Here is an 18,460-nt window from a genome sequence, read left to right as displayed (position 1 = left end):
GGCGCCCCGGTCGCGCGTTCCTGGCCCCACCGTTAGCGTCGAGGGATGAGCGACCAGAAGAGCATCACCGTCACCCGGACCATCGACGCCTCCGCCAAGGACATCTTCGACGTCCTGTCCCTGCCCGCGCACCACGTCGAGCTCGACGGGGCGGGCTTCGTGCGCTCCGTCGACCACGGCGACCGGATCACCGGGACCGGCCAGACCTTCACGATGAACATGTCCGGCGAGCACATGGGCGGCGACTACCAGACCGACAACCACGTGACCGGTTACGACGAGGGCAAGCTGCTGGCGTGGCAGACCGCCCCGGCGGGAACCGAGCCCAAGGGATGGCAGTGGGTGTGGGAGCTCGTGCCGCACGGGCCCGAGAGCACCGAGGTGCGCCATACCTACGACTGGAGCAACGTCACCGACGAGGCCCTCCTGCAGAAGTTGAGCTTTCCGTTGGTCTCCGAGGACCAGCTGGAGGAGAGCCTCAACCGTCTGGCGGCGGCCGTCGCCTCCTGAGGGCACGTCATGAGAAGATCGACCCCGCGCCCGGCCGCACGGCCGGTCTGCCCTCGTAGCTCAGGGGATAGAGCACCGCTCTCCTAAAGCGGGTGTCGCAGGTTCGAATCCTGCCGGGGGCACGTCACATCTGTGCAGGTCAATGAGGAGCTGACGCCGAGAGACTGCCCACGCCGGCCGCGATCCACCCACTCGCACCGGTGCGCCGCAGTTCGTGCGGACGTCGACCGCCTGCCGTCGCGTTCCAGTGCACGTCGCGGCGCCAGTTTCGACCTCGGCCGGGTCCACGCCGTGGACACCGGGGACGTGGACGAGGCGGCGCACTCCGCCTGGTCCGCCGACCAGAAGGCCGGCTTGTCGAGCCTGCTGCTGGCGGCGACCCGGGACACCGTGCGTGAGCTGAACCAGCGCGCCCGGACCGACCGCCTCGACACCACCGGACACCAGCCTGGACCCGCGGTGACCCTGGCCGACGGCACCCGCGCGAGAGTGCCGGTGACACCGTGATCACCCGCCGCAACGACCGGCGGCTGCGGGCCGGGGACGGGTCCTGGGTCAAGAACGGCGACCGGTGGCACCTCCTGGCCGTCCACCCCGACGGGTCCGCCTCGGTAGAACGCCAGGCCCACAGACCCCGGAGCAAGCCGGTTCATGTCACCCTGCCGGCCACCTACGTGGCCGAGCACGTGCAGCTGGGGTACGCCAGCACCATCCACGGCGCCCAGGGCGCCACCGTGGACACCACGCACACCGTCCTGAACGGCACCGAGCCCCGCCAGGGCCTGTACGTCGCCCTCTCCCGCGGCCGGCAGACCAACCACCTCTACCTCGGTACGCCCACCGCCTCGCTGGACGGTGTCGGCCCCGAGGTGCAAGACACGGTGCTCGATCCGCGGCAGGTGCTGATCGACATCCTCGCCCGCGACGGCCGGGAACTGTCGGCCAACGGAGGAGCGCGGTGACGCTGCCGAGCTGCTGCGGCAGGCGGTGCTGGCCTACCAGGACGCCCTGCCGGTCCTGGCCCAGCAGCACGACGGCTGGGCCGAGCGACGCCGCTACATCGGCCTCGACGCACTGGTCCGCTGCCGGACCGCCCTCACCACCGCGACCGCGCCGGCCAAACCACCCAGGAGGTAAGCCGCACCCTCGTCCCCGCCCTGACCGCCTAACCCCTCAATGAGGGATACCCTCGTACACCACTCAACCGGGCTCGACCCCGCGGCCCTCGTCTGGCGCATCAGCGGCACCATCCCACCGTCGCACCGGGAAGCGACCCTGCCTTGGCTGCCCTACGTCCCACCGTCCGCGGCAGGACGCGGAGGCGAGCGACCACCTCGACCGCTCGCCCACCGGGTCGGGCAGCTGGCCGAGCGTGTCACCGACGAGGCCCAGCAGGCCCGCGTATCCGATCCTGGCCCCGGACGTGGACGACCATCTGCTCAGCGACCTCGCCGTCTGGCGTGCGGCCCATGACCTCCCCTCCACCGATCAGGGCCTGGCGGGTCCGCCGATCAAGGAACCCGAGGCAGCCAGGCACCAGAGCCGCCTTATCCACCGGCTGGCGGTGCCGTCACCGGTTTCCTCCACGCTCACGGCAGACGCCGCGCCCGACAGGCTTCGAGGCGGTCAACGACAGGCGGAGCGCCAACGACTCCATGACGGTGCTACCCGCCAGCCGTCTGGTCCTTGGCGATGACCGCACGTCGCTCACAGGGATGCGGAAGCCCGCGGTCGATACATCGCTGTCACGCCGATGAGCGCGAGGTTCCCTATTGGCTCGTCTGGAGCCATAATGGCGCCATGCCCAACATTCAGATCAAGGATGTCCCTGAGGAGACGCACGCCGTCTTGCGGGAGCGTGCGGCGGCAGCCCACCAGTCGCTCCAGGAGTACCTGCGCGCCCGGCTCATCCGGGACGCCCAGCAACCGACACTGGACGAGGTGCTCGAGCGGGCCGGTAGCCGAGCCGGCGGCACGCTCCCCCTGGCGGACGCGGTGAGCGCGCTGCGGTTCGAGCGTGCTCGTCGTTGATGCCAGCGTCCTGGCCGTCGCCCTGCTCGACGACGGGCCGGACGGAGACCACCTCCGCGCGCGGCTGCGCGGTGAGGACCTGGCGGCGCCCAGCCTTGTCGACCTGGAGGTCGTGTCGGTGTGGCGCGGTCTGGCGCGCGGCGGCCAGCTGGACCCTCGGCGCGTCGCCTTCGCTCTGGACGACCTGCGCGCCCTGCCGCTGCAACGGGTCGATCACGGGGCGCTGGTCATGCGCTGCTGGGAGCTGCGGGAGAACCTCACCGTCTACGACGCCTCCTACGTCGCACTGGCCGAGGCAATTCAGGCAACACTCCTCACCGGAGATCGGCGCATCGCTCGAGCCCCAGGCCCGACGTGCCCCATCGAAGTCGTCAAGCCCCTCTCACGTTCCCGCTGACATGCCGCTGGCCGCGTGCTGGACTCAGGGGGGTCAGGCGGGGCGGGACAGCTCGTGCTCGACGGCTCGGCGGATCCAGGCTGAGACTGAACGGTCGTCAGCTTCTGCGGCGCGCTTCACTTCCTCGAGCAGATCCGCTGGGAAGCGCACCGGCACGGGTGTGCTCAGTGGTCGCTTGCGACGACGCGCAGGTCCCTGGGGCTCCTGGTTGCGCGGGTCGGCGTAGAACTCGTACTCCTGCTCCGGCGTCATCGGCCGGCTGTCGTCAGTGCTCATCACGGTCCCTCCGGTACGTAGCGGCGAGGCCCGAAGATGCCTCGTAGCAGCCGATCGGTCGGCACTTGCTCGGATCGCCCGATCGAGATGGAGCCAGCGGCACGATGAGTACTCGCCCACTGACTTCCGCGAGCATCAGCCAGTGAGCTGGCGGCCTGGCCCGGGTAGAACAGCGGGTCGCTGCTCCACGCATCGAGCACGTCGCCCATCCCCAGGTGCGGATGCTTGAACAGGTGATCGGCTTGCTTGTCGACCTCGAAGGGCTCGATGTCATCGAGCCCTTCCAGGTCGAACGGTCCGCTCATATGCCAAGTGTATTACAGACGACTACGTACGCACATGCCGCGAGCCGTTGGCTTGAGCTAGTGCCACTGGGCCAGGTGGCGGGCTGCCACCTGGTGGTCGGCCGTGCCGCTGGCGACGGCGATGACCAGGTCGTAGGCGTCGTCGTCGGGTGCTTGGAGGTCGATGTCGTTGAGGCCGTAGAACACGACCACCGCGAGCCATCCCAGGCGCTTGTTGCCATCGACGAGCGGGTGGTTGACGACGATGGACTCCAGCAGTGCGCCGGCCTTGGCATCGATGTCGGGGTAGGCGTCACGTCCGAAGACGCTGGCGCTGGGGCGGTGGGCCGCGGAGTCCAGCAGGCCAAGGTCCTGGACCGGACTGACGCCCAGGTCCGCTGCCAGGGTGAGCGGGTCCTCGGTGGTCAGGTACTCCAAGGGTCAGCGTCCGAGACGCTCGAGCAGGTCGGCGTACCGCTCTCGTCCGCGTGCGGACAGTTCCCGGACCCGCTCCTCATGCCCGCGGCGCGCGGCCGCCTCCCGGATCGCCCGCACCGTCGCCTCCTGCTTGCTCACACCCTCGGCCTCGGCCAGGGCCGCCAGGGCTCGCTCGTCCTCCGGAGAAAGTCGCAGAGTCATCGCCATCCAGGCATGGTATCACTCTGGTATCTAACGCTCATGCCGCGTGCCGTTGGATGGCCTGAGGGCCGCGGAGGTGCGCTCACTGCTTGGGGGTGATGTCCAGCAGGTCCGCGGGTGTGCAGTGCAGTGCGTCACAGATGAGGGTGAGGCTGCTGAACCGCACCGCCTTGGCTCTGCCGTTCTTAAGGATGGAGAGGTTGGCCAGGGTGATGCCGGTCGCGTGCGAGAGCTGGGTCAGCGTCATGTCCCGATCGATGAGAACTTCGCCGAGTCGGGAGACGATGCGGTGGTCCTCAGACGAGCCCATCCGTCTCCTTCTCCAGTCGGGCGCCTCGTTCGAACGCTGAGGCCAGCGATCCGGCAACGATGGCCGCGATGACCAGGCTGAGCGAGATGGATGGGATGTTCGTGCCAACTGCGAGTGAGTGCCATCGCTCGTCCGGAGGTTCCCAGGTCATGACGCCAGAGATGGTCCCCACGTCGACGAGAACGCGCAGGAGGGCCAGGGAGAGGACGACAACAGCGATCGTGCGGAGGCGGCCGGCGATATCAGGGGCAAAGGGGGCACCCTGCATCGCGCGCTGCGCCACCAGGCGTGCCCCCCGCAGCACCATGACGAACATGACGGTGAACAGGACGATGGAGACCGAGCCGAGCGCCCGCAACCATAGCGGTAGCAGGCGGATGTCTCCCGGCGCAGAGTCATCCTCTGTGACCTTGTAGTCGAGTTGCAGCACCTGCGGCAGCGCTGTCGCAGGAACCCACGCGTCGTCCCACCACCACATGGGGACTATTCCGGTCAAGATGGAAAACAGGCGCACAAGACACACCGCGAGGGCGCCCCAGATGAGCAGGTCCAGAACCCTAGTCGTCAAGCCCGCCCGTGAGGGTCGCACTTTCGTCGTCGTTTGCTTCACTGCTCACGCTCCCCTTATCGAACTTCGATGCATTGAGGAACGATAAGGCCGGGGGGCCGGGGCGTCAAGAGATTACGGCTACCGGTACCCGAAGGAGGGCGTGCCGACCGCCGCAGCGTCCGCAATGGAGCCCCGCCCGCTGCCAGGGCGACCGTGCGAAGCGCACTGTTCTGCCGCTGTGGAGGACGGCTGCGCTCGTCCGACTCTGCCGCGAGTGGGGATCTCGTCGGCCAGGCAACGCTTGCCGTGAGGCCGGCATCTTGTACTGGTGGCCTCCCTTCAGACGACAGCGCGAGTGAAGGACATTCAGCGCGCTTCACGTGGGCGCCCAACTTTGGGTAGCCACCTCGTCACCGCGTCCTCATCTGCGGTCGTCAGTCCGTGGCCGCCGGGCAGCACGACCAGCGACGTGTCTGCGCCCGCGGACTCGAACTGACGCGCGAGCGCGGGTCCATCAGATGGGTGGCGCCGTGCATCGCCTTCTCCACTCACGAGGAGGACCGGATAGCCGCTCAGAGGCGGGAAGACCCTTTCGGGAAACGGGGACAACGGCCGCAGCAGAATCGCACCCGCGGACAGATTCGGGGCGCACACGATGGCGGCCGCCGCTGCGATGGCCCCGTTCGAGAACCCGAGCAAGATCGGCGACTCGGAGTACGCGTCTTGTAGACCTTCAAGGAGGTGTTGGATGGCCGCAGCTCCGTGCTCGAGGTCCGTCTTATCGAGAGTGCGGTCGGGGTTGCGGCGGAAGAAGGCGAACCCCTCCTCCCAGGCGATGCGCCCCCGCACAGAAATGATGGTGTGGCCAGGGCAGGCGGCCCGGGCGAAGCTCAGAAGCGTGTTCTCGTCCTGTCCGCTGCCGTGCAACACGACCACGGGCGCCAGGTTCTCAGGCGTCGGCCATGTCCACGAGCGCAGTTCGGTGGATTCGAGCACCACGCCATGGTGCCCCAGATGCTGAGGTTGGGGCTCCGGACGACCACGTCAGGATCGGATGCAGTACCGCTCATGCCGCGCTGAGGACGGCTACGCTCGTCCGATCATGCCGCGCTGAGGACGGCTACGCTCGTCCGATCATGCCGCGCTGAGGACGGCTACGCTCGTCCGATCATGCCGCGACCTGCGCAGTCTGATTGCTTCGTCTTGACGGCTCGCTCGTGCCCTTAGAACTCTGTCCCCCTCGTGATGCCGAGGGTGGCCAGGAAGTCCTCGTGCAGCTGTATCCAGACAAGATTCACCGCAGCCACCTCTGGTGAGTCGACCCATCGGTGGTCTCCATCCCAGGCTTGTGCCAGGGCTGCGTCCATGCGCGGTTGGTGAACCCCGAACCGGGGCACCTCGGCGGCAAGCACCGCCATAACGTTCCGCAGCTCGGCCACGAGACGGTCCAGCTCGCGAAGAATCGCCCGGTCGTATCCGGCATCCAAGTGGTCGTTGAACACGAGCGGATCATCCTCTGTAGGCCTGAGCTGCCAGCGCGTCATGAGGGGGCCAAGACGTTCATTCAGTGGCAGAAAGCGCCCGTGCCCATCCACCACGTTCTGCCGTGTGCCGTGAGCATCGAGGTCATCGCTCAACATCTGCTCGCCCTGCCGCCGCCCCAGATCCGTCATCGACCAGCCGCTGCCGTCGGTATAGGCGGGGCGACGGGCCAAACCGCGCGCCTCGGCATCCAGAAGGTTCTCCTGGACCTCCCCAGGGTCAAGCCCGTACAGTTCCCCGACCTGCCGGGCTGTGGCGTGACCGAGTACCCGAACACCGTGGAGCGACAGCAGAGAAATCGACGACACGGGTGCAAGCGTGTGCAGCGCCAGCAAGCAACACCGCCCGGCTGCGCGTCCGGGTAGTGGGGCGACGCGTCCCTGCGACTGGCAGGCCACCACACGGGTGTGTTCCCCCACGGGGTCGAGCGCAGATTGAGGCCACTGTGAAAGGCCGCCAGAGGCGCGCATCTGCCGCGCTGCGACTGGAACCTGGAGCCGCCTGACTGGAATCAGTCAGCGCCCCGGAGGGCGTTCCTTTCACGCGCCTCGGCCTCACGAGGGTCTGCGACTGCGCGTAGGTCGACATGCAGTTGCACGACCGATGGTCCGGCCGGGAAGCCTTCTGGCCGGACCGCACCGTTGTGGGCATAGATCTCGATGCTGTGGTCATCCAGACGCCACCACCAGCTCGGTCCGTGGCCCACCGTTTCCTCGGTGGTCTCCTCGGGCGCTCCGTGAACGTCGGCGATCTGCTGGGCCAACTCAGCCGCAGCGTCGCGGACGTCGTCCAAGCCGTGGTCGTCCCACAGGAACCAGAAGACGTCCGCGAACCGCTCACGGTACGTGCTCCACCCTGCCCGAGCCGTGCCCCAAATGGGCATCGAGGCCCTATGCCAGGATCGACCATTGCCCTCTGCGGGTGTCTCTTCTGCAGTCTCAGTCGCGATGCCCTTGGAGCGCAGCCATGGAAGTCCATCGTCGACGCCTTCTGGCCAAGGCGATCGGAGAATGGTCGTGAGCTGGGACACGACTTCTTGCGGAGACGGCCTCATGACGGAACCCTACCGAGACAGACGCGACGTCGCCCTGGTCCAGCGCACTACTTTGCCGCGTTCACGCCTCTCCGCAGTAGACCGCACCGAACGTCATCGGCTCTTTCCCGAACCGCGAGTCCATCATCCGCCTAGCCGCGTCCCGCCCAGGACGTCCACGTGCACGTGGTCGAGGTGGCGCAGGATTTCGTTGTCCGGGTCGGGTCCGTCGTAGGCCTGCCAATGGCCTCGTGAGTTGTGTGCGCTCCAGTACCGGTCATCGAAGATGACGTACTGGATATCCAGGCCCTCGGCGTGCGCGACCAGCCAGTGGGCCAGCAGCCATCCCTGCCGCCGGTTCTCTTCGGTCACGGGGCGGAAGAAGATGTCGATGGCACGGCCGTCGTAGTGGGTCGACTCCGCCCCGTGTCCCTGGTCGATGCCGCCTGGTGCGAATCCGCCCAGGCTCTGGTCTCCAAAGTCTTGAGTCATCGCCTCGCGCAGCCGCTCAGCGCGGGGTGTCAGGCCGGTGGCAGTCAGCTGCTGCTCGTCCAGGTCGCGTGCGGCTGAGCCTTGGCAGGTCATGCTCGGGCCAGCATCCCCGGGCGGCCCGTTGGCGAGCCGCTGCAGCACCGCCTCGTCGAGGCCCGAGGTATCCGGTGGCTCCATGCCGCGGGCCAGGCGCACCACCGCCGTCGTCGCCAGCTTCGCTTCGTCCCGGTCGAGCTCGATCTCGCCGTCCGCGGTCTGCACCGCGCACTCTGGACCCCACCCCAGCGAGAACGAGTTCTCTGCGGACAGGCTCCTGAGCAAACCCGGCCCGAGGAGCAGCACAAGCACCCCTAGCAGGGCGACGCCCAGAAGCGCCAAGGTGGGTCGGCGCGAGCCACTGTGCTTCATGTGATGAGGGAGCGAAGCATCGTGCGGGTGAGCCCACGACGAACGACGACCGAGTCTTCCGGTACGTCCTTGGTGACCGCGGAGGCCGCGAGAAGGTCCATTCGCCCAGTCTGACTGGTCGGCCAGCCGGCGCGCCGCTACTGCCGCGAGGCGTTCGAGGCCGCCGGCCCACCGCGACCAGCGCCGTGACCAAGGCGTAGGTCAGGAAGACGAACTCGTGCACGCCGCCGGAGACGCGGTTCACCAGCCGTGGGCCCTCCAGCAGGTAGACACCGGCCATCGCGGCCAGCAGCGCGGCCCAGGTGACCATCTCGGCCAGGGCCAGGTCACCGAAGACGCGGGCGGGGCCGGCGAGGAGGGACGGCCTGGCGGCCCACCCGACCCGCGCCCGCTGCCGGGAATATCCCGGATGGCATCCACCTTGGTCCCGTGGTGAGTTCAGCTCCCGTCGCAGCACCCCCCGCATCCCTCCGGCCCCGCACCGAACCCTCCCCGCTGGGTCGGCTGCTGCTGTTCGGGGCGCTCGTCGCGATCGGCCCGCTGACGATCGACATGTACCTCGCCGCCTTCCCGGCCGTCGTGGACGACCTGTCCACGACCGAGGCCACGGTGCAGCTGACCCTGACCGCGACCCTGGTCGGGCTCGCCACCGGCCAGCTCCTGATAGGGGCGTTGTCGGACTCCTTCGGCCGGCGCCGACCGTTGATCGCTTCGCTGATCCTCTACGTCTTGGTCTCGGCGGCGATCGCGGTCTCCTCCTCGATCGAGGTGCTGCTGCTGCTGCGCTTCGTGCAAGGCCTGGCCGGTGCGGCCGGGATGGTGCTGTCCCAGGCCATGGTCCGCGACCTCTACAGCGGTTCCCGGATGGCGACCTTCATCTCCCGGCTCTTCCTGGTGGTCGGCGTGGCCCCGATCCTGGCGCCGACGCTGGGCGCCCAGTTCCTGATCTTCGGCAGCTGGCGGACCATCTTCTGGGCGCTGGGAGCCTTCGGGCTGCTGCTGGCCGTGCTGGCGCTGGTCTTCGTCAAGGAGACCCTGCCCCCGGAGCGACGGCGCCACTTCGGTCCGCGGACCCTGTGGACCAGCTACCGGGTGCTGCTCTCGGACCGACGCTACGTCGGCCTGGTCCTGACCGCGTGCACCGCGATGGGCTGCCTGTTCGCCTACATATCCAGCGCGACCTTCGTCTTCCAGGGGCTGTACGGGATGACCACCCAGCAGTACGCCCTGGTCTTCGCCGCCGGCGCAGGAGCTCTGACCGTCACCAGCCAGGTCAACGGGTCTCTGGTGCGCACGGTGCACCCGGCCGCGGTGCTGCGGGTGGCGCTGCCCTCGATGCTGGCCATCGCCCTGGCCCTGCTCACCGCCGCGCTGGTGGACGTAGGCGTGTGGGCCATCGTCGGCGGCATCGTCCTGCTGATGGGCTCGGTGGGCTTCGTCATGCCGAACAGCCCGAGCATCGCGCTGGCCGACCACGGGGAGCGGGCCGGAGCGGCTGCCGCCCTGCTCGGGGCGGCGAACTTCGTCTTCGGCGCGCTCATCTCCCCGGTCAGCGGGCTGTTCGGGGTCGACTCGGCGGTGCCGATGGCGGCCATCATGGTCGTCTGCGCCGCGGCGTCGTGGTTCTTCTACACCGTGCTGGCCCGCCCGCAGGACATCCTGCGAAACATGCCCTGGGAGTGACTCCCCGGACGGGTGGGACCACGTCCCGGTTCATCCCCCGCACCGGCAGTGGGATCAGCCGTATCTGCCGCAAGTCGCGAGACTGCCGCTGATCCGCCGAGTTTCAGGGTGCCCTGGCTGCGCCACGTCGGCCGATTCCAGTCACTCACGGTCCAGCAACCACCCCCGTCGTCGAGTTCGCGGACTCGGTCGATGTGGTCAGTGGTGAGGGTGTCGACCCACTCAATTATTCGTGCGGCCGACTCTGCCGGCGGTACCTCGTCCGTGTCCAGAACGAGGTGCGGGTGCTGAGCGATGAGCTCACCCGCCACGTCGTAACCGTCGGACTGCGTCCAGTGGCGACGCCAGTCGCATGGTCCTTATGTTGGAAGGATGGACGCACCAACCTCTTCAGGCCTGCTGGACCTCGATGGCCAGTCTGTCTACTGGGAGGAGTGGGGCAACCCCGAGGGCGTCCCGGCGCTCTACCTCCACGGCGGCCCCGGGTCCGTGCTTCGGTCCGGCTATCGCCAGCGGTTCGACCTCGACCGCTTCAGGGTGGTGGGGATGCAGCAGCGCGGGGCCGGCCGGTCCGTGCCGCTGGCCGGTGAGCCGGGCCATGACCTCGGAGCGAACACGACGCAGCGTTTGATCGCCGACATCGAGGCGCTGCGCGGGCACCTGGGGATCGAGCGGTGGCTGCTCAACGGCGTCTCGTGGGGAGCCACGCTCACGCTCGCCTACGCGCAGGCGCACCGCGACCGGGTGGCCGGCATCGTGCTCATGGCGGTGACCACGACGAGCGCCGAGGAGGTCCACTGGATCACGGAGGGGTGCCAGATGCTCTACCCCGAGGCGTGGGACGAGCTCGCCACGTGGGCCGAGCAGCACCACCCGGGATACCTGCGGGGGAAGGCTCCGCTCGTCGCCGTGATGGCCGAGGTGATGCGCTCCAGCGACCGTGAGCAGCAGATCGAGGCGGCACGGGCCTGGGGGCGATGGGAGGACTGGCACACGTCGATCGGCTCGGGCTACGCAGCCGAACTCGAGACGACCGAGCCCGATGTGGCGGTGCCGTTCGCGACGCTGGTGACGCACTACTGGAGCCACCATGCCTTTCTCGAGCCGCCGATCCTCGACCGGATGAACCTGCTGCGGGACGTCCCGTCCGTCCTCATCCACGGACGCAAGGACGTGAGCGGCCCCGCCGTCACTCCCTGGCTGCTGCACCGACGATGGCCGGCCAGCGAGCTGGTCATCGTCGAGCAAGAAGGTCACGGCGGCCCGCAGATGGTCGATGCGTGGAGCCGGGCAAATGCTGCGATGGCCGAGCGCCTCCAACCCCAGACCGATCGTTCGGCCTGAGCGCCGGGCCGGCTCGGACCGTTCGCAGCGAGGGTGTCACGGCTCACCGTGAGAGCAGGGCGGGGCTGTGCCAGCGTTTTCCAGGAAGGCATTTCACGACGGCGGCCGGGCAGCTTCACCCGAGACACACCCTTTTCACCGAACGACGACAGCGCGGAGGTCGGGCGTCGTACTCTGCCGCGCTCCGTCTGTGCATGGCGGGTCGTTGTCCGCTGTCGCCGGGCAGGTCGGGGTTGGTGGTGCGGGCCTGGTCATGGCGCTTGGAGAGTGAAGAAGAGGAAGCACACGAAGGCGGTCCGCTCGCCCGCGTTGGCTGGCAGGAGCTCGTTTGGTGTATCCGGTGACCACGGTGGTTCGCTGACTGCCGCGATGCTGAACCCTGCCTCGGTGAAGGCGTCGGTCATGGCATGCAGTGGCCGGTGCCAGTAGGTCAGAACGGCGCTCTCATCCGCGAACTCGAACTCTTCGGAGTACTGTGTGAGGGAGAAGTAGTCTTGGTCCTGGTAGTTGAACAGGTACACGAACGGGTGAGGTACCGAGGCGACCAGCCGCCCGCCGGGCCGCAGGACGCGCCGCAGTTCGGTCAGCGCAGCGCTCCAGTCCTGCAGGTAGTGCAGCGCCAGCGAGCACACGACGACGTCGAAAGCGTTGTCGTCGTAGGGCAGGGGCTCACCCAGGTCGGCAACTCTGAGGTCTGTCTGCTCACCCAGCCGCTCGCGAGCCAGGTCGACCATGGCGGTACTCACGTCGAAACCGCTCACGAGGGCGCCCCGGTCCCGCAGCTCGGCGGCCAAGGGGCCCGAGCCGCAGCCAGCGTCAGAACGCGGCGCCCCTGCACCTCACCGGCCAACTGGACCATCGCCGGTCGCTCGTACCAGGCGTTCAGCAAATTCGCCTCGTTCGCGTGGGAGTAAGCACTGGCAAAGCCGTCGTAGTCAGTCATGGCCGCAACTTCCGTTCCGCGAGGGTGTCAAAGTGGTCAGGCGCGACCGTACCGGCGCGGGCCCCCTCGAGGGTTGTCGCCGAACTCCTGTTCCGGGCCCGATCCTGCCGTCAATGAAACGTAGCCGCGGAGCGGTTGTCAGCGCTGGTTCAGCAGCAGGCGCCTCAGTTGTCGAGTCGCTCGGTCGGTTGCTGGGTCAGTGCGGCGAGGAGGTCGAAGTCCTCGTCCAGATGCAGCACGGTGGGGCCGCTGAGCTCGGCGGTGGCGGCGTTGAGCAGGTCGGGGATCGACGGCGCGGTGGCGCCCACGTTGCGCGAGTAGGCGCTGCACCTGGAGTGCCCCCGGTCCTCCAGTGCTGGCGTCAGATGCTCCACACGCATGGAGGCGATCGGAGGCAGGTCCAGGACGGGCACGAAGTGGCCTGCTGACCGTGCCGGTAGCCGACCTCGAGCCGGGTCATCGGTCGAGATGGCCACCAAACCACGTTCGATCCGGGTGGCCCAGTCTTGCGCCCGGCGACTGGCGCCCAGGCGGACCAGGGCCGACTTGTCGATAGGCCAGGTGGTCATGACCAGGCGTCGCGCATGACCTCGGAGTCGCCCAGGTCGGGGAGAAGCTCGGCGAGCGCATCCAGGTCGACAGCAATCACCGGGGCCTGGTCACGGTGCGCCTGCTCATGCAGTCGCCTGCGCAGGTACTCGGCGCGGGACGGTCCAGCGCGCCTGGCCTGCTCATCGAGCAGAGCGAGGTCCTCGCCCGGGACGTTTCGAATCAGGATGTCCGGCATGGTCCACCTCCTCTGATATCGGCGGTCGAACGCGTCGCGCCTGTAAGCCGCCCAGTGGGACGTCGGTGGGACGCGACTGCCTCGATGGGCCCCCTACTTCTCATCGTTGGCGCGTGCTCTAAGCCTCTGAGCAGGCAGGACTCGACGTGGTGGTCGTCGCATCCGGGCTGAGGTCGCTCTCCTGGAGCGGGTGTCGCGGGCTCGAGTCCTGCCGGGGGCACCTCGTGTGTGTGCAGCAGATGGCTCGCTGAAGGCTGGCGGGTGCCTGCATGCCGATCTTGAGACGTCAATGGGACCTTTGGGACCTTCAAGGCCTGGTCGGCCCTCTCGACGGCTACCCGCTCGGCACCGGTGGCACATCAGATGCCTGTACCTGTCACGGGTGAGTTCGTTCGAGCGGCTGCCTGGGTCGGGACCCTCGTGGCGGTTGAGCGATGATGTGCGGGTCCTCTCCTCGGTGTGCGCACTGGCCAGAACGTCATCGCCCAGCTGCGACCGCTGCGCTCGTCGACCTCTGGCTGGACCTGCCGCGCGACCCCGCCAGGAGCGAGGGCGTCGACCTGCAGGAGATCGCCGCCTACGAGTCCCGCTGACGGGTGCCCTCAGCCGCCCCCAAGGCTCGCGGCAGGATGGGGCCCATGTCACCCCTCACCCAGGATCCGCGCGGGCACCGCGAGCGGGCCGCGGCGGCGCGCGACCGGGTCCGTGAGGCGCACCGGTCGGGCCGGCTGCAGGACTGGTGGTACGACCTGCTCGACATGGGGCGTCAGCCGCGCCTCGTCCGCGCCGGGCTGCGTTACGTCGTGGCCTGGGGCAACCTCGGGTCCGGCGGGGTGACCTTCACGGCGCTGCTCTCGCTGACGGCGGCGCTGACGATCATCGTCAACACCGCCCGCGCCTTCCTCGGCGGCCGGCCCGAGCTGGTCGCCGGAGCCATCGACATCGTGAACTCCGTGGTGCCGGGCATCATCGACGACGGGAGCAACGACGGGTTGATCGGGGCCGAGGATCTTCTCCGGGACGGCACCTGGGGGTGGACGACCGCCGTCTCGACGGTGGTCATCGTGTGGACCGCTCTCACGATGATGACGGGACTGCGTCGCACGGTGCGGCAGATGTTCGGTCTCGGTGGGGCGCCGCTGCGCTTCGTCCGGGGCAAGATCATCGACCTGTGGGGCTTCATCCTCCTCGCCCTCACCTTCTTCGCCTCCTCGGCCGCCGTCTCGGCGATGACTCTGCTCGGTGAGAACCTCATGGTCTGGATCGGGCTGCGCAGCTCTGTCGCCGGCTGGCTGCTCGCTGGTGCCGCCCTGCTGCTCATCGCGGTCCTGGACGGGCTGCTGGTGTGGCTGGTCCTGCGCGTCATCAGCAAGATCCGGATCCCGTGGGCGGACATGCGTCAGGGCATGGTGCTCGGTGCGGTCGGCTTCGGCCTGCTCCGGGTGGGCGGCGCCTCTGTCGTCGGCGCCATCTCGGCCGGCCCGTTGTTCTCCACCTTTGCCGCCGTGGCGACCCTCATGCTCACGCTTAACCTCGCCCTGCGCTGGCTGCTCTTCGTCGCCGCCTGGACCGCCAACCCGCCCGCCGCGCACGTGCCCGTCCATCCCGACACGGTGCACGCGAAGGAGCAACCGAACTACGTGACCCTCAGCGCACCGCATACCCTCGCCTGGCCCCACCACCAGGTCACCGGGTCGCTCATCCCCGAGGACCACCCCCGCTTCGACCGGCAGGGGCACTAGGGTCCGGTTCGCTCGGACGTCGCGCCCTTCCCTGGGAATGGCACGCGCGACAGGCACGTGATCAGCGTCAGGTACGCGACAGCCATGCCGGCGACCAAGCCAGATGCGGGTGGCCCAGTCTGGCGCCCACGGGCCTGCTCATCGAGCAGAACGAGGTCCTCTGCGGAGGTGAACCGTGCCCGACCTCCCGATTCGCAGCTTCCCCGGGCGCCACCAGGTCCTGTCCACCGCGGGTCGCTCCCCAGCGTCGATGGGCGTGGGCGGGGGAGTTCCAGGTGCGGCCGACCCCCACCCGGGCTGTGGTCAGTCCTGCTTGAGGATGAAGATGTCCTCGACCGGACGCCCGAAAGTCAGCGCCAACCGCATGGCCAGCGGGAGGCTGGGGTCGAAACGACCGGTCTCGATGGCGTTGATCGTCTGGCGGGAGACGCGCAGCTCCGTGGCCAGCCGTCCTTGGCTCCAGCCGCGGGACTCCCTCAGCTCTCGAAGCACGCTGACCGTCTCAGGCACCCATGGCTCGCAGGGCCAGGCGGTAGCGGATCCAGAAGGCTCCGACCGCGAGCGTCATGAAGGCCATGGCCGTGAGGGCCGCGACCGTGTCCGCAACGATCGTCAGGAGGAGGAAGAGAACCGCTCCGAGGATGACGGCATCACCGTAGGCCTTGCTGCGGGCCTGCTGCGCGGCGCGGAACTCCACGCTGTCCGGCGAGCTCTCGCCCGAGACGTCCCGGCGTCGGCGCATCGTGACGTTCAGCGCCAGGGTCAGCGGCAGGATCACCAGCAGCATCCCGAGGAGACCCAGCGGATCCTGGAACGGGTTGTCGGCCTCGGCGTTCCCGAAGCCCTGCAGGACGAGGCCCCCGAGCGCAAGGGGCCCCGCCACCCACCACATGTGCGATGTCCTCATGTGTCATGCGTACGTGACAGGATCTGGGCCTGTCAAGTGAACTTGTCAGGTTTGGCAGCCTGTGCGCGCTCCGACAGGGCACCAGACCCACCAAGCCCCGTGTCGGGCGGGGGCTCGCCGCGTCCCCAGCATCCCGACTCACCGCTGTGGGCGCCCGACGGTCGCCGGCTGTGCGCCAGGTCTTTGACGAGCGGTGTGGACGCTCAGGCGGAGTCGTCCTCCTCGTACCCGATGAGCCAGTGCAGCCCATGACGGTCGACGACCTGTCCGTCGGTGGCTCCCCACGGACGGCTCTGCAGGTCGTCGACGACCTGCCCGCCCCGGGCCAGCTTGCGGAACCACTCCGTCAGGGTGGCAGCAGGGGCTGCCCCGAGGAGCGACAGCATCATGCCCTCGCTCCGGAACGGTGCCTGGTCGGCGGACGCGTCGGCAGCGAACAGGGCGACCGGTCCGCCTGAGAGACGTCCGTGGGCGACCGCATCCGGCGGACCGTCCGTCCTGCCGAAGTCCTCCAGCGTGTGAACCTCGGCGGAGCAGCCGAAGACGTCGGCGTAGAAGGCGAGGGCCTCCCGGGCGGTGCCGGGAAGGAACACGTACGGCGCCGGTGCGGTCATGCGGCGCAGCCTAAGGCAGCCGCGACCACCGAGGCAGCGCCGACGCCCTGCCAGGGACGGACCGCACGCCGACGGGGGTGCCCCCCCCGGACGCGCGGGGGCACGGGGAGCCCGCCGCACCTCAACCCCTGTCGCGGCGACGCTCGAGCAGCCGGAGCAGCCGACCGCGGGCACCCCCGACGACACCGGGGTGCACGTGCGCGACCGCAGGTCGGTGCTCCGACCCCGCGGGAGGCACGTCGAGATCGAGGTCTGCCACGGTCGTCAGCCGGGGGTGGCCCTCCTCGCCACCGAGCACCCGGCCTGCGACCCACGCAGCCCTGAGGTGTCCGTCGGCGACCTCCAGCACGGCCAGGTTGTTGTCGAACCACGGACCGGCGACCCCGTGCCAGCGCCACCGCGGGTCCGGCACCTTGGCGGAGCTGGCCAGCAGCCGCCCCAGCGGTCGGGCGGCGTGCGACATCCCCGACACGAGGGCCCGCATCGCCCGCGGGAGCGGGTTGCGGATCGGGGAGCAGACCAGCTGCAGGATGCGTGAACCCGTCAGGCGCTCGACCTCGGTGACGTAGGAGTGGTGCACGTCGCCGGACAGGAAGATCACCGAGGAGGGGGCCGCTCCCCTCCGTCCGTCGGCCACCTCGTCCACCATGCGCGTGACCCGGTCGAAGGAGTCGCTGAAGGCGCCCCAGTGCTCCAGGTCGAGGCCCTGCCGCAGGCGCTCGCCGAGACCGGCGACCCGCCGGCCCCACCCTCCGTCGACGAGCGCCTCGTTCCAGGACTCGAGGTGGTGCAGTCCCCGCGGCAGGAGGAAGGGCAGGGACGTGGCGACGACGAGGTGCTCGTGGCCACCGGAGAGCTGCTCGTCGAGCCACGCCATCTCCGCGTCGTCCAGGACGGACCGCCGGCCCGGCGTCAGGTCGCGCGCGGCACGGGAGTCCACGACCACCAGGTGCGACCCGCCGAGCGGGTGGGTGTAGCTCCATCGGTACGCGGTCGGGTGGGCGTCGACGTGCGCCGCGAAGCTGTCGAGGGCGTCGGTGAGGTCGGCCTCGTGGCCGGGGCGCCCGTCCCTGCGCCGGCCGAGCTCCTGCCACAGCGGGTCGGCGGCCCGGGCTGCGGGGGAGAGGTTCCCCAGGTGCTGGTAGACCCAGTAGGACCCGAGGGCGGCCACGATGCGTCCCCGCCACCACGAGGTCGCCTCCATCTGCTCGCGCCACCGCACGGAGGTGTTCCAGTCGTCGCGCACGTCGTGGTCGTCGAAGATCATCAGGGACGGCAGCCACGACAGCAGCCAGCGCAGCGCCGGCTCGCCCCAGGCGAGGGCGTACAGGTGGGCGTACTCCTCGAAGTCCGCCAGCTCGGGACCGGGGTCGACGTCCAGATCCCGCCGCGAGGCGATGAAGTCGCGCATGGCGGCGCTGGTCGAGTCCGCGTACACCTGGTCGCCGAGCAGGAGCAGCAGGTCCGGTCCCTCCTCGAACGGTCCGCTACCCCCGCCGGCGACGTCGAGCGCGAAGGTGCGCAGCGCGTCGACACCGTGGCTGAGGTGGTGCAGCGCGTCGTGGGGGACGCTGGTGCGGCAGGAACCGAACGCCAGCCGCACCCGACCCTCGTCCGACGCCGCGGTCAGCACGCTGGGAGGAAAGGGGCTGTCCGGCTCCGGCCAGTGCACCTCGTCGTCCACGAGCACCTGGTATGCCGTGCGCCACCCGGGGGTGAGGCCGACCACCTCGACCAGGGCGTAGTGGTGGCCGTGCACGGCGAACGTGGGGACGTTCCACTCGAGCCGGCCGTCCGGATGGTCGGCCAGCCGCACCGTGACCGTGGCGGCCCGGTCCGTCTCGACCCATACGGCGGCGGACTCCTCGTCGACGTGCCGCAGCAGCGGTCCGAGGAGCAGGGGACCGGACATGCCGACCATTGTGCCCGGTCCGGTACCGGGCTGGCGGGGACCGGCGACGCCGGTCG

General features: G+C 69.2%; 27 protein-coding genes, 1 tRNA gene and 1 pseudogene. 10 read left to right on the top strand and 19 right to left on the bottom strand.

What is annotated here, in order from left to right; all coding sequences use genetic code 11:
- The first annotated feature begins 45 nt into the window (after positions 1–45).
- From ACWHYA_RS02465 to ACWHYA_RS02435, 7 genes are all read left to right on the top strand, one after another.
- On the top strand, positions 46–510 hold the full coding sequence (locus ACWHYA_RS02465) for an SRPBCC family protein (RefSeq protein WP_425939222.1): 465 nt from the start codon (positions 46–48) through the stop codon (positions 508–510).
- A 49-nt stretch (positions 511–559) separates the two neighbouring features.
- Positions 560–632, top strand: a tRNA-Arg gene (locus ACWHYA_RS02460).
- Between the two features lie 169 nt (positions 633–801).
- Entirely contained in the window at positions 802–1,017 is a 216-nt protein-coding gene (locus tag ACWHYA_RS02455; RefSeq protein WP_425939223.1) for a hypothetical protein, read from the top strand.
- Entirely contained in the window at positions 1,014–1,472 is a 459-nt protein-coding gene (locus tag ACWHYA_RS02450) for a hypothetical protein (RefSeq protein WP_425939225.1), read from the top strand. The genes ACWHYA_RS02455 and ACWHYA_RS02450 overlap by 4 nt, the downstream gene beginning before the upstream one ends.
- 25 nt (positions 1,473–1,497) lie before the next feature.
- Positions 1,498–1,647, top strand: coding sequence for a hypothetical protein (locus tag ACWHYA_RS02445; protein WP_425939227.1), 150 nt, complete (start codon positions 1,498–1,500; stop codon positions 1,645–1,647).
- Positions 1,648–2,310: 663 nt separating this feature from the next.
- Positions 2,311–2,541 (top strand): FitA-like ribbon-helix-helix domain-containing protein, encoded by a 231-nt coding sequence (locus tag ACWHYA_RS02440; protein WP_425939229.1) that lies wholly within the window; start codon positions 2,311–2,313, stop codon positions 2,539–2,541.
- On the top strand, positions 2,528–2,938 hold the full coding sequence (locus ACWHYA_RS02435) for a type II toxin-antitoxin system VapC family toxin (RefSeq protein WP_425939231.1): 411 nt from the start codon (positions 2,528–2,530) through the stop codon (positions 2,936–2,938). The genes ACWHYA_RS02440 and ACWHYA_RS02435 overlap by 14 nt, the downstream gene beginning before the upstream one ends.
- A 33-nt stretch (positions 2,939–2,971) precedes the next feature.
- Here ACWHYA_RS02435 and ACWHYA_RS02430 read toward each other — a convergent pair whose 3' ends face one another.
- The 11 genes and pseudogenes from ACWHYA_RS02430 to ACWHYA_RS02380 form a co-directional block, all read right to left on the bottom strand.
- Positions 2,972–3,214: a YlcI/YnfO family protein gene (locus ACWHYA_RS02430; RefSeq protein WP_425939232.1), complete on the bottom strand. Its 243-nt coding sequence runs from the start codon at positions 3,212–3,214 to the stop codon at positions 2,972–2,974.
- Complete coding sequence (locus tag ACWHYA_RS02425; RefSeq protein ID WP_425939234.1) at positions 3,214–3,519, bottom strand: hypothetical protein; 306 nt, start codon at positions 3,517–3,519, stop codon at positions 3,214–3,216. Before ACWHYA_RS02425 ends, ACWHYA_RS02430 begins: the two co-directional genes overlap by 1 nt.
- A 57-nt stretch (positions 3,520–3,576) precedes the next feature.
- Positions 3,577–3,936 carry a type II toxin-antitoxin system death-on-curing family toxin gene (locus ACWHYA_RS02420; protein ID WP_425939236.1) on the bottom strand — a complete coding sequence of 120 codons (360 nt, stop codon included), beginning with the start codon at positions 3,934–3,936 and terminating at the stop codon, positions 3,577–3,579.
- 3 nt (positions 3,937–3,939) lie between these two features.
- Positions 3,940–4,143, bottom strand: a complete 204-nt coding sequence (locus tag ACWHYA_RS02415; protein ID WP_075958334.1) for a toxin-antitoxin system HicB family antitoxin — start codon at positions 4,141–4,143, stop codon at positions 3,940–3,942.
- A 76-nt stretch (positions 4,144–4,219) separates the two neighbouring features.
- Positions 4,220–4,447: a helix-turn-helix domain-containing protein gene (locus ACWHYA_RS02410; protein ID WP_425939238.1), complete on the bottom strand. Its 228-nt coding sequence runs from the start codon at positions 4,445–4,447 to the stop codon at positions 4,220–4,222.
- Positions 4,434–4,925 (bottom strand): hypothetical protein, encoded by a 492-nt coding sequence (locus tag ACWHYA_RS02405; protein WP_425939240.1) that lies wholly within the window; start codon positions 4,923–4,925, stop codon positions 4,434–4,436. The genes ACWHYA_RS02410 and ACWHYA_RS02405 overlap by 14 nt, the downstream gene beginning before the upstream one ends.
- A 438-nt stretch (positions 4,926–5,363) precedes the next feature.
- On the bottom strand, positions 5,364–5,993 hold the full coding sequence (locus ACWHYA_RS02400; RefSeq protein WP_425939242.1) for an alpha/beta hydrolase: 630 nt from the start codon (positions 5,991–5,993) through the stop codon (positions 5,364–5,366).
- Between the two features lie 227 nt (positions 5,994–6,220).
- Complete coding sequence (locus ACWHYA_RS02395; protein ID WP_425939244.1) at positions 6,221–6,874, bottom strand: transcriptional regulator; 654 nt, start codon at positions 6,872–6,874, stop codon at positions 6,221–6,223.
- 176 nt (positions 6,875–7,050) lie between these two features.
- Positions 7,051–7,569, bottom strand: a complete 519-nt coding sequence (locus ACWHYA_RS02390; RefSeq protein ID WP_448095504.1) for a hypothetical protein — start codon at positions 7,567–7,569, stop codon at positions 7,051–7,053.
- 147 nt (positions 7,570–7,716) lie between these two features.
- Positions 7,717–8,325 (bottom strand): hypothetical protein, encoded by a 609-nt coding sequence (locus ACWHYA_RS02385; protein ID WP_425939247.1) that lies wholly within the window; start codon positions 8,323–8,325, stop codon positions 7,717–7,719.
- A gap of 319 nt (positions 8,326–8,644) precedes the next feature.
- Positions 8,645–8,938: pseudogene (locus ACWHYA_RS02380) on the bottom strand (DUF3817 domain-containing protein); the annotation flags it as partial.
- Here ACWHYA_RS02380 and ACWHYA_RS02375 point away from each other — a divergent pair.
- Together ACWHYA_RS02375 and ACWHYA_RS02370 are read left to right on the top strand one after the other, a co-directional pair.
- Positions 8,905–10,155, top strand: a complete 1,251-nt coding sequence (locus ACWHYA_RS02375; protein WP_425939249.1) for a multidrug effflux MFS transporter — start codon at positions 8,905–8,907, stop codon at positions 10,153–10,155. The pseudogene ACWHYA_RS02380 and the gene ACWHYA_RS02375 sit on opposite strands and share 34 nt — an antisense overlap.
- Before the next feature lie 372 nt (positions 10,156–10,527).
- On the top strand, positions 10,528–11,499 hold the full coding sequence (locus ACWHYA_RS02370) for an alpha/beta fold hydrolase (protein WP_425939251.1): 972 nt from the start codon (positions 10,528–10,530) through the stop codon (positions 11,497–11,499).
- A 251-nt stretch (positions 11,500–11,750) separates the two neighbouring features.
- Here ACWHYA_RS02370 and ACWHYA_RS02365 read toward each other — a convergent pair whose 3' ends face one another.
- The 4 genes from ACWHYA_RS02365 to vapB form a co-directional block, all read right to left on the bottom strand.
- A complete protein-coding gene (locus tag ACWHYA_RS02365) occupies positions 11,751–12,260 on the bottom strand; it encodes a class I SAM-dependent methyltransferase (RefSeq protein WP_425939253.1) in 510 nt (169 codons plus the stop codon).
- Entirely contained in the window at positions 12,257–12,442 is a 186-nt protein-coding gene (locus tag ACWHYA_RS02360; RefSeq protein WP_431473516.1) for a hypothetical protein, read from the bottom strand. Before ACWHYA_RS02360 ends, ACWHYA_RS02365 begins: the two co-directional genes overlap by 4 nt.
- Positions 12,443–12,606: 164 nt before the next feature.
- Positions 12,607–12,822 carry a hypothetical protein gene (locus ACWHYA_RS02355; RefSeq protein ID WP_425939255.1) on the bottom strand — a complete coding sequence of 72 codons (216 nt, stop codon included), beginning with the start codon at positions 12,820–12,822 and terminating at the stop codon, positions 12,607–12,609.
- Between the two features lie 185 nt (positions 12,823–13,007).
- Positions 13,008–13,229: a type II toxin-antitoxin system VapB family antitoxin gene (gene vapB, locus ACWHYA_RS02350; RefSeq protein WP_425939257.1), complete on the bottom strand. Its 222-nt coding sequence runs from the start codon at positions 13,227–13,229 to the stop codon at positions 13,008–13,010.
- Positions 13,230–13,867: 638 nt separating this feature from the next.
- On the opposite strand from vapB, the gene ACWHYA_RS02345 reads away from it, so the two are divergent.
- Positions 13,868–14,971, top strand: coding sequence for a YihY/virulence factor BrkB family protein (locus ACWHYA_RS02345; RefSeq protein ID WP_425939258.1), 1,104 nt, complete (start codon positions 13,868–13,870; stop codon positions 14,969–14,971).
- A 303-nt stretch (positions 14,972–15,274) separates the two neighbouring features.
- On the opposite strand, the gene ACWHYA_RS02340 is transcribed toward ACWHYA_RS02345, so the two are convergent.
- The 4 genes from ACWHYA_RS02340 to ACWHYA_RS02325 form a co-directional block, all read right to left on the bottom strand.
- Complete coding sequence (locus tag ACWHYA_RS02340) at positions 15,275–15,481, bottom strand: helix-turn-helix transcriptional regulator (protein WP_425939260.1); 207 nt, start codon at positions 15,479–15,481, stop codon at positions 15,275–15,277.
- Positions 15,474–15,878: a hypothetical protein gene (locus tag ACWHYA_RS02335; protein ID WP_425939261.1), complete on the bottom strand. Its 405-nt coding sequence runs from the start codon at positions 15,876–15,878 to the stop codon at positions 15,474–15,476. Before ACWHYA_RS02335 ends, ACWHYA_RS02340 begins: the two co-directional genes overlap by 8 nt.
- Before the next feature lie 203 nt (positions 15,879–16,081).
- Positions 16,082–16,492 carry a VOC family protein gene (locus ACWHYA_RS02330; RefSeq protein ID WP_425939263.1) on the bottom strand — a complete coding sequence of 137 codons (411 nt, stop codon included), beginning with the start codon at positions 16,490–16,492 and terminating at the stop codon, positions 16,082–16,084.
- A 121-nt stretch (positions 16,493–16,613) separates the two neighbouring features.
- Positions 16,614–18,404 (bottom strand): DUF7800 domain-containing protein, encoded by a 1,791-nt coding sequence (locus ACWHYA_RS02325; RefSeq protein WP_425939265.1) that lies wholly within the window; start codon positions 18,402–18,404, stop codon positions 16,614–16,616.
- Positions 18,405–18,460 lie beyond the last annotated feature (56 nt).

The sequence above is a fragment of the Ornithinimicrobium carbonis genome (assembly GCF_977012275.1).
Note: the sequence above shows the minus strand (reverse complement) of the source record. Positions and strands in the feature narration are given on the sequence as shown.

Excerpts from the sequence above, each read along its gene's own strand:
- ACWHYA_RS02465 (WP_425939222.1), top strand. The coding sequence starts at position 46 with ATGAGCGACCAGAAGAGCATCACCGTCACCCGGACCATCGACGCCTCC.
- ACWHYA_RS02440 (WP_425939229.1), top strand. The coding sequence starts at position 2,311 with ATGCCCAACATTCAGATCAAGGATGTCCCTGAGGAGACGCACGCCGTC.
- ACWHYA_RS02430 (WP_425939232.1), bottom strand. The coding sequence starts at position 3,214 with ATGAGCACTGACGACAGCCGGCCGATGACGCCGGAGCAGGAGTACGAG.
- ACWHYA_RS02425 (WP_425939234.1), bottom strand. The coding sequence starts at position 3,519 with ATGAGCGGACCGTTCGACCTGGAAGGGCTCGATGACATCGAGCCCTTC.
- ACWHYA_RS02415 (WP_075958334.1), bottom strand. The coding sequence starts at position 4,143 with ATGGCGATGACTCTGCGACTTTCTCCGGAGGACGAGCGAGCCCTGGCG.
- ACWHYA_RS02410 (WP_425939238.1), bottom strand. The coding sequence starts at position 4,447 with ATGGGCTCGTCTGAGGACCACCGCATCGTCTCCCGACTCGGCGAAGTT.
- ACWHYA_RS02405 (WP_425939240.1), bottom strand. The coding sequence starts at position 4,925 with ATGTGGTGGTGGGACGACGCGTGGGTTCCTGCGACAGCGCTGCCGCAG.
- ACWHYA_RS02370 (WP_425939251.1), top strand. The coding sequence starts at position 10,528 with ATGGACGCACCAACCTCTTCAGGCCTGCTGGACCTCGATGGCCAGTCT.
- ACWHYA_RS02360 (WP_431473516.1), bottom strand. The coding sequence starts at position 12,442 with ATGACTGACTACGACGGCTTTGCCAGTGCTTACTCCCACGCGAACGAG.
- ACWHYA_RS02355 (WP_425939255.1), bottom strand. The coding sequence starts at position 12,822 with ATGCGTGTGGAGCATCTGACGCCAGCACTGGAGGACCGGGGGCACTCC.
- vapB (WP_425939257.1), bottom strand. The coding sequence starts at position 13,229 with ATGCCGGACATCCTGATTCGAAACGTCCCGGGCGAGGACCTCGCTCTG.
- ACWHYA_RS02345 (WP_425939258.1), top strand. The coding sequence starts at position 13,868 with ATGTCACCCCTCACCCAGGATCCGCGCGGGCACCGCGAGCGGGCCGCG.
- ACWHYA_RS02335 (WP_425939261.1), bottom strand. The coding sequence starts at position 15,878 with ATGAGGACATCGCACATGTGGTGGGTGGCGGGGCCCCTTGCGCTCGGG.
- ACWHYA_RS02330 (WP_425939263.1), bottom strand. The coding sequence starts at position 16,492 with ATGACCGCACCGGCGCCGTACGTGTTCCTTCCCGGCACCGCCCGGGAG.
- ACWHYA_RS02325 (WP_425939265.1), bottom strand. The coding sequence starts at position 18,404 with ATGTCCGGTCCCCTGCTCCTCGGACCGCTGCTGCGGCACGTCGACGAG.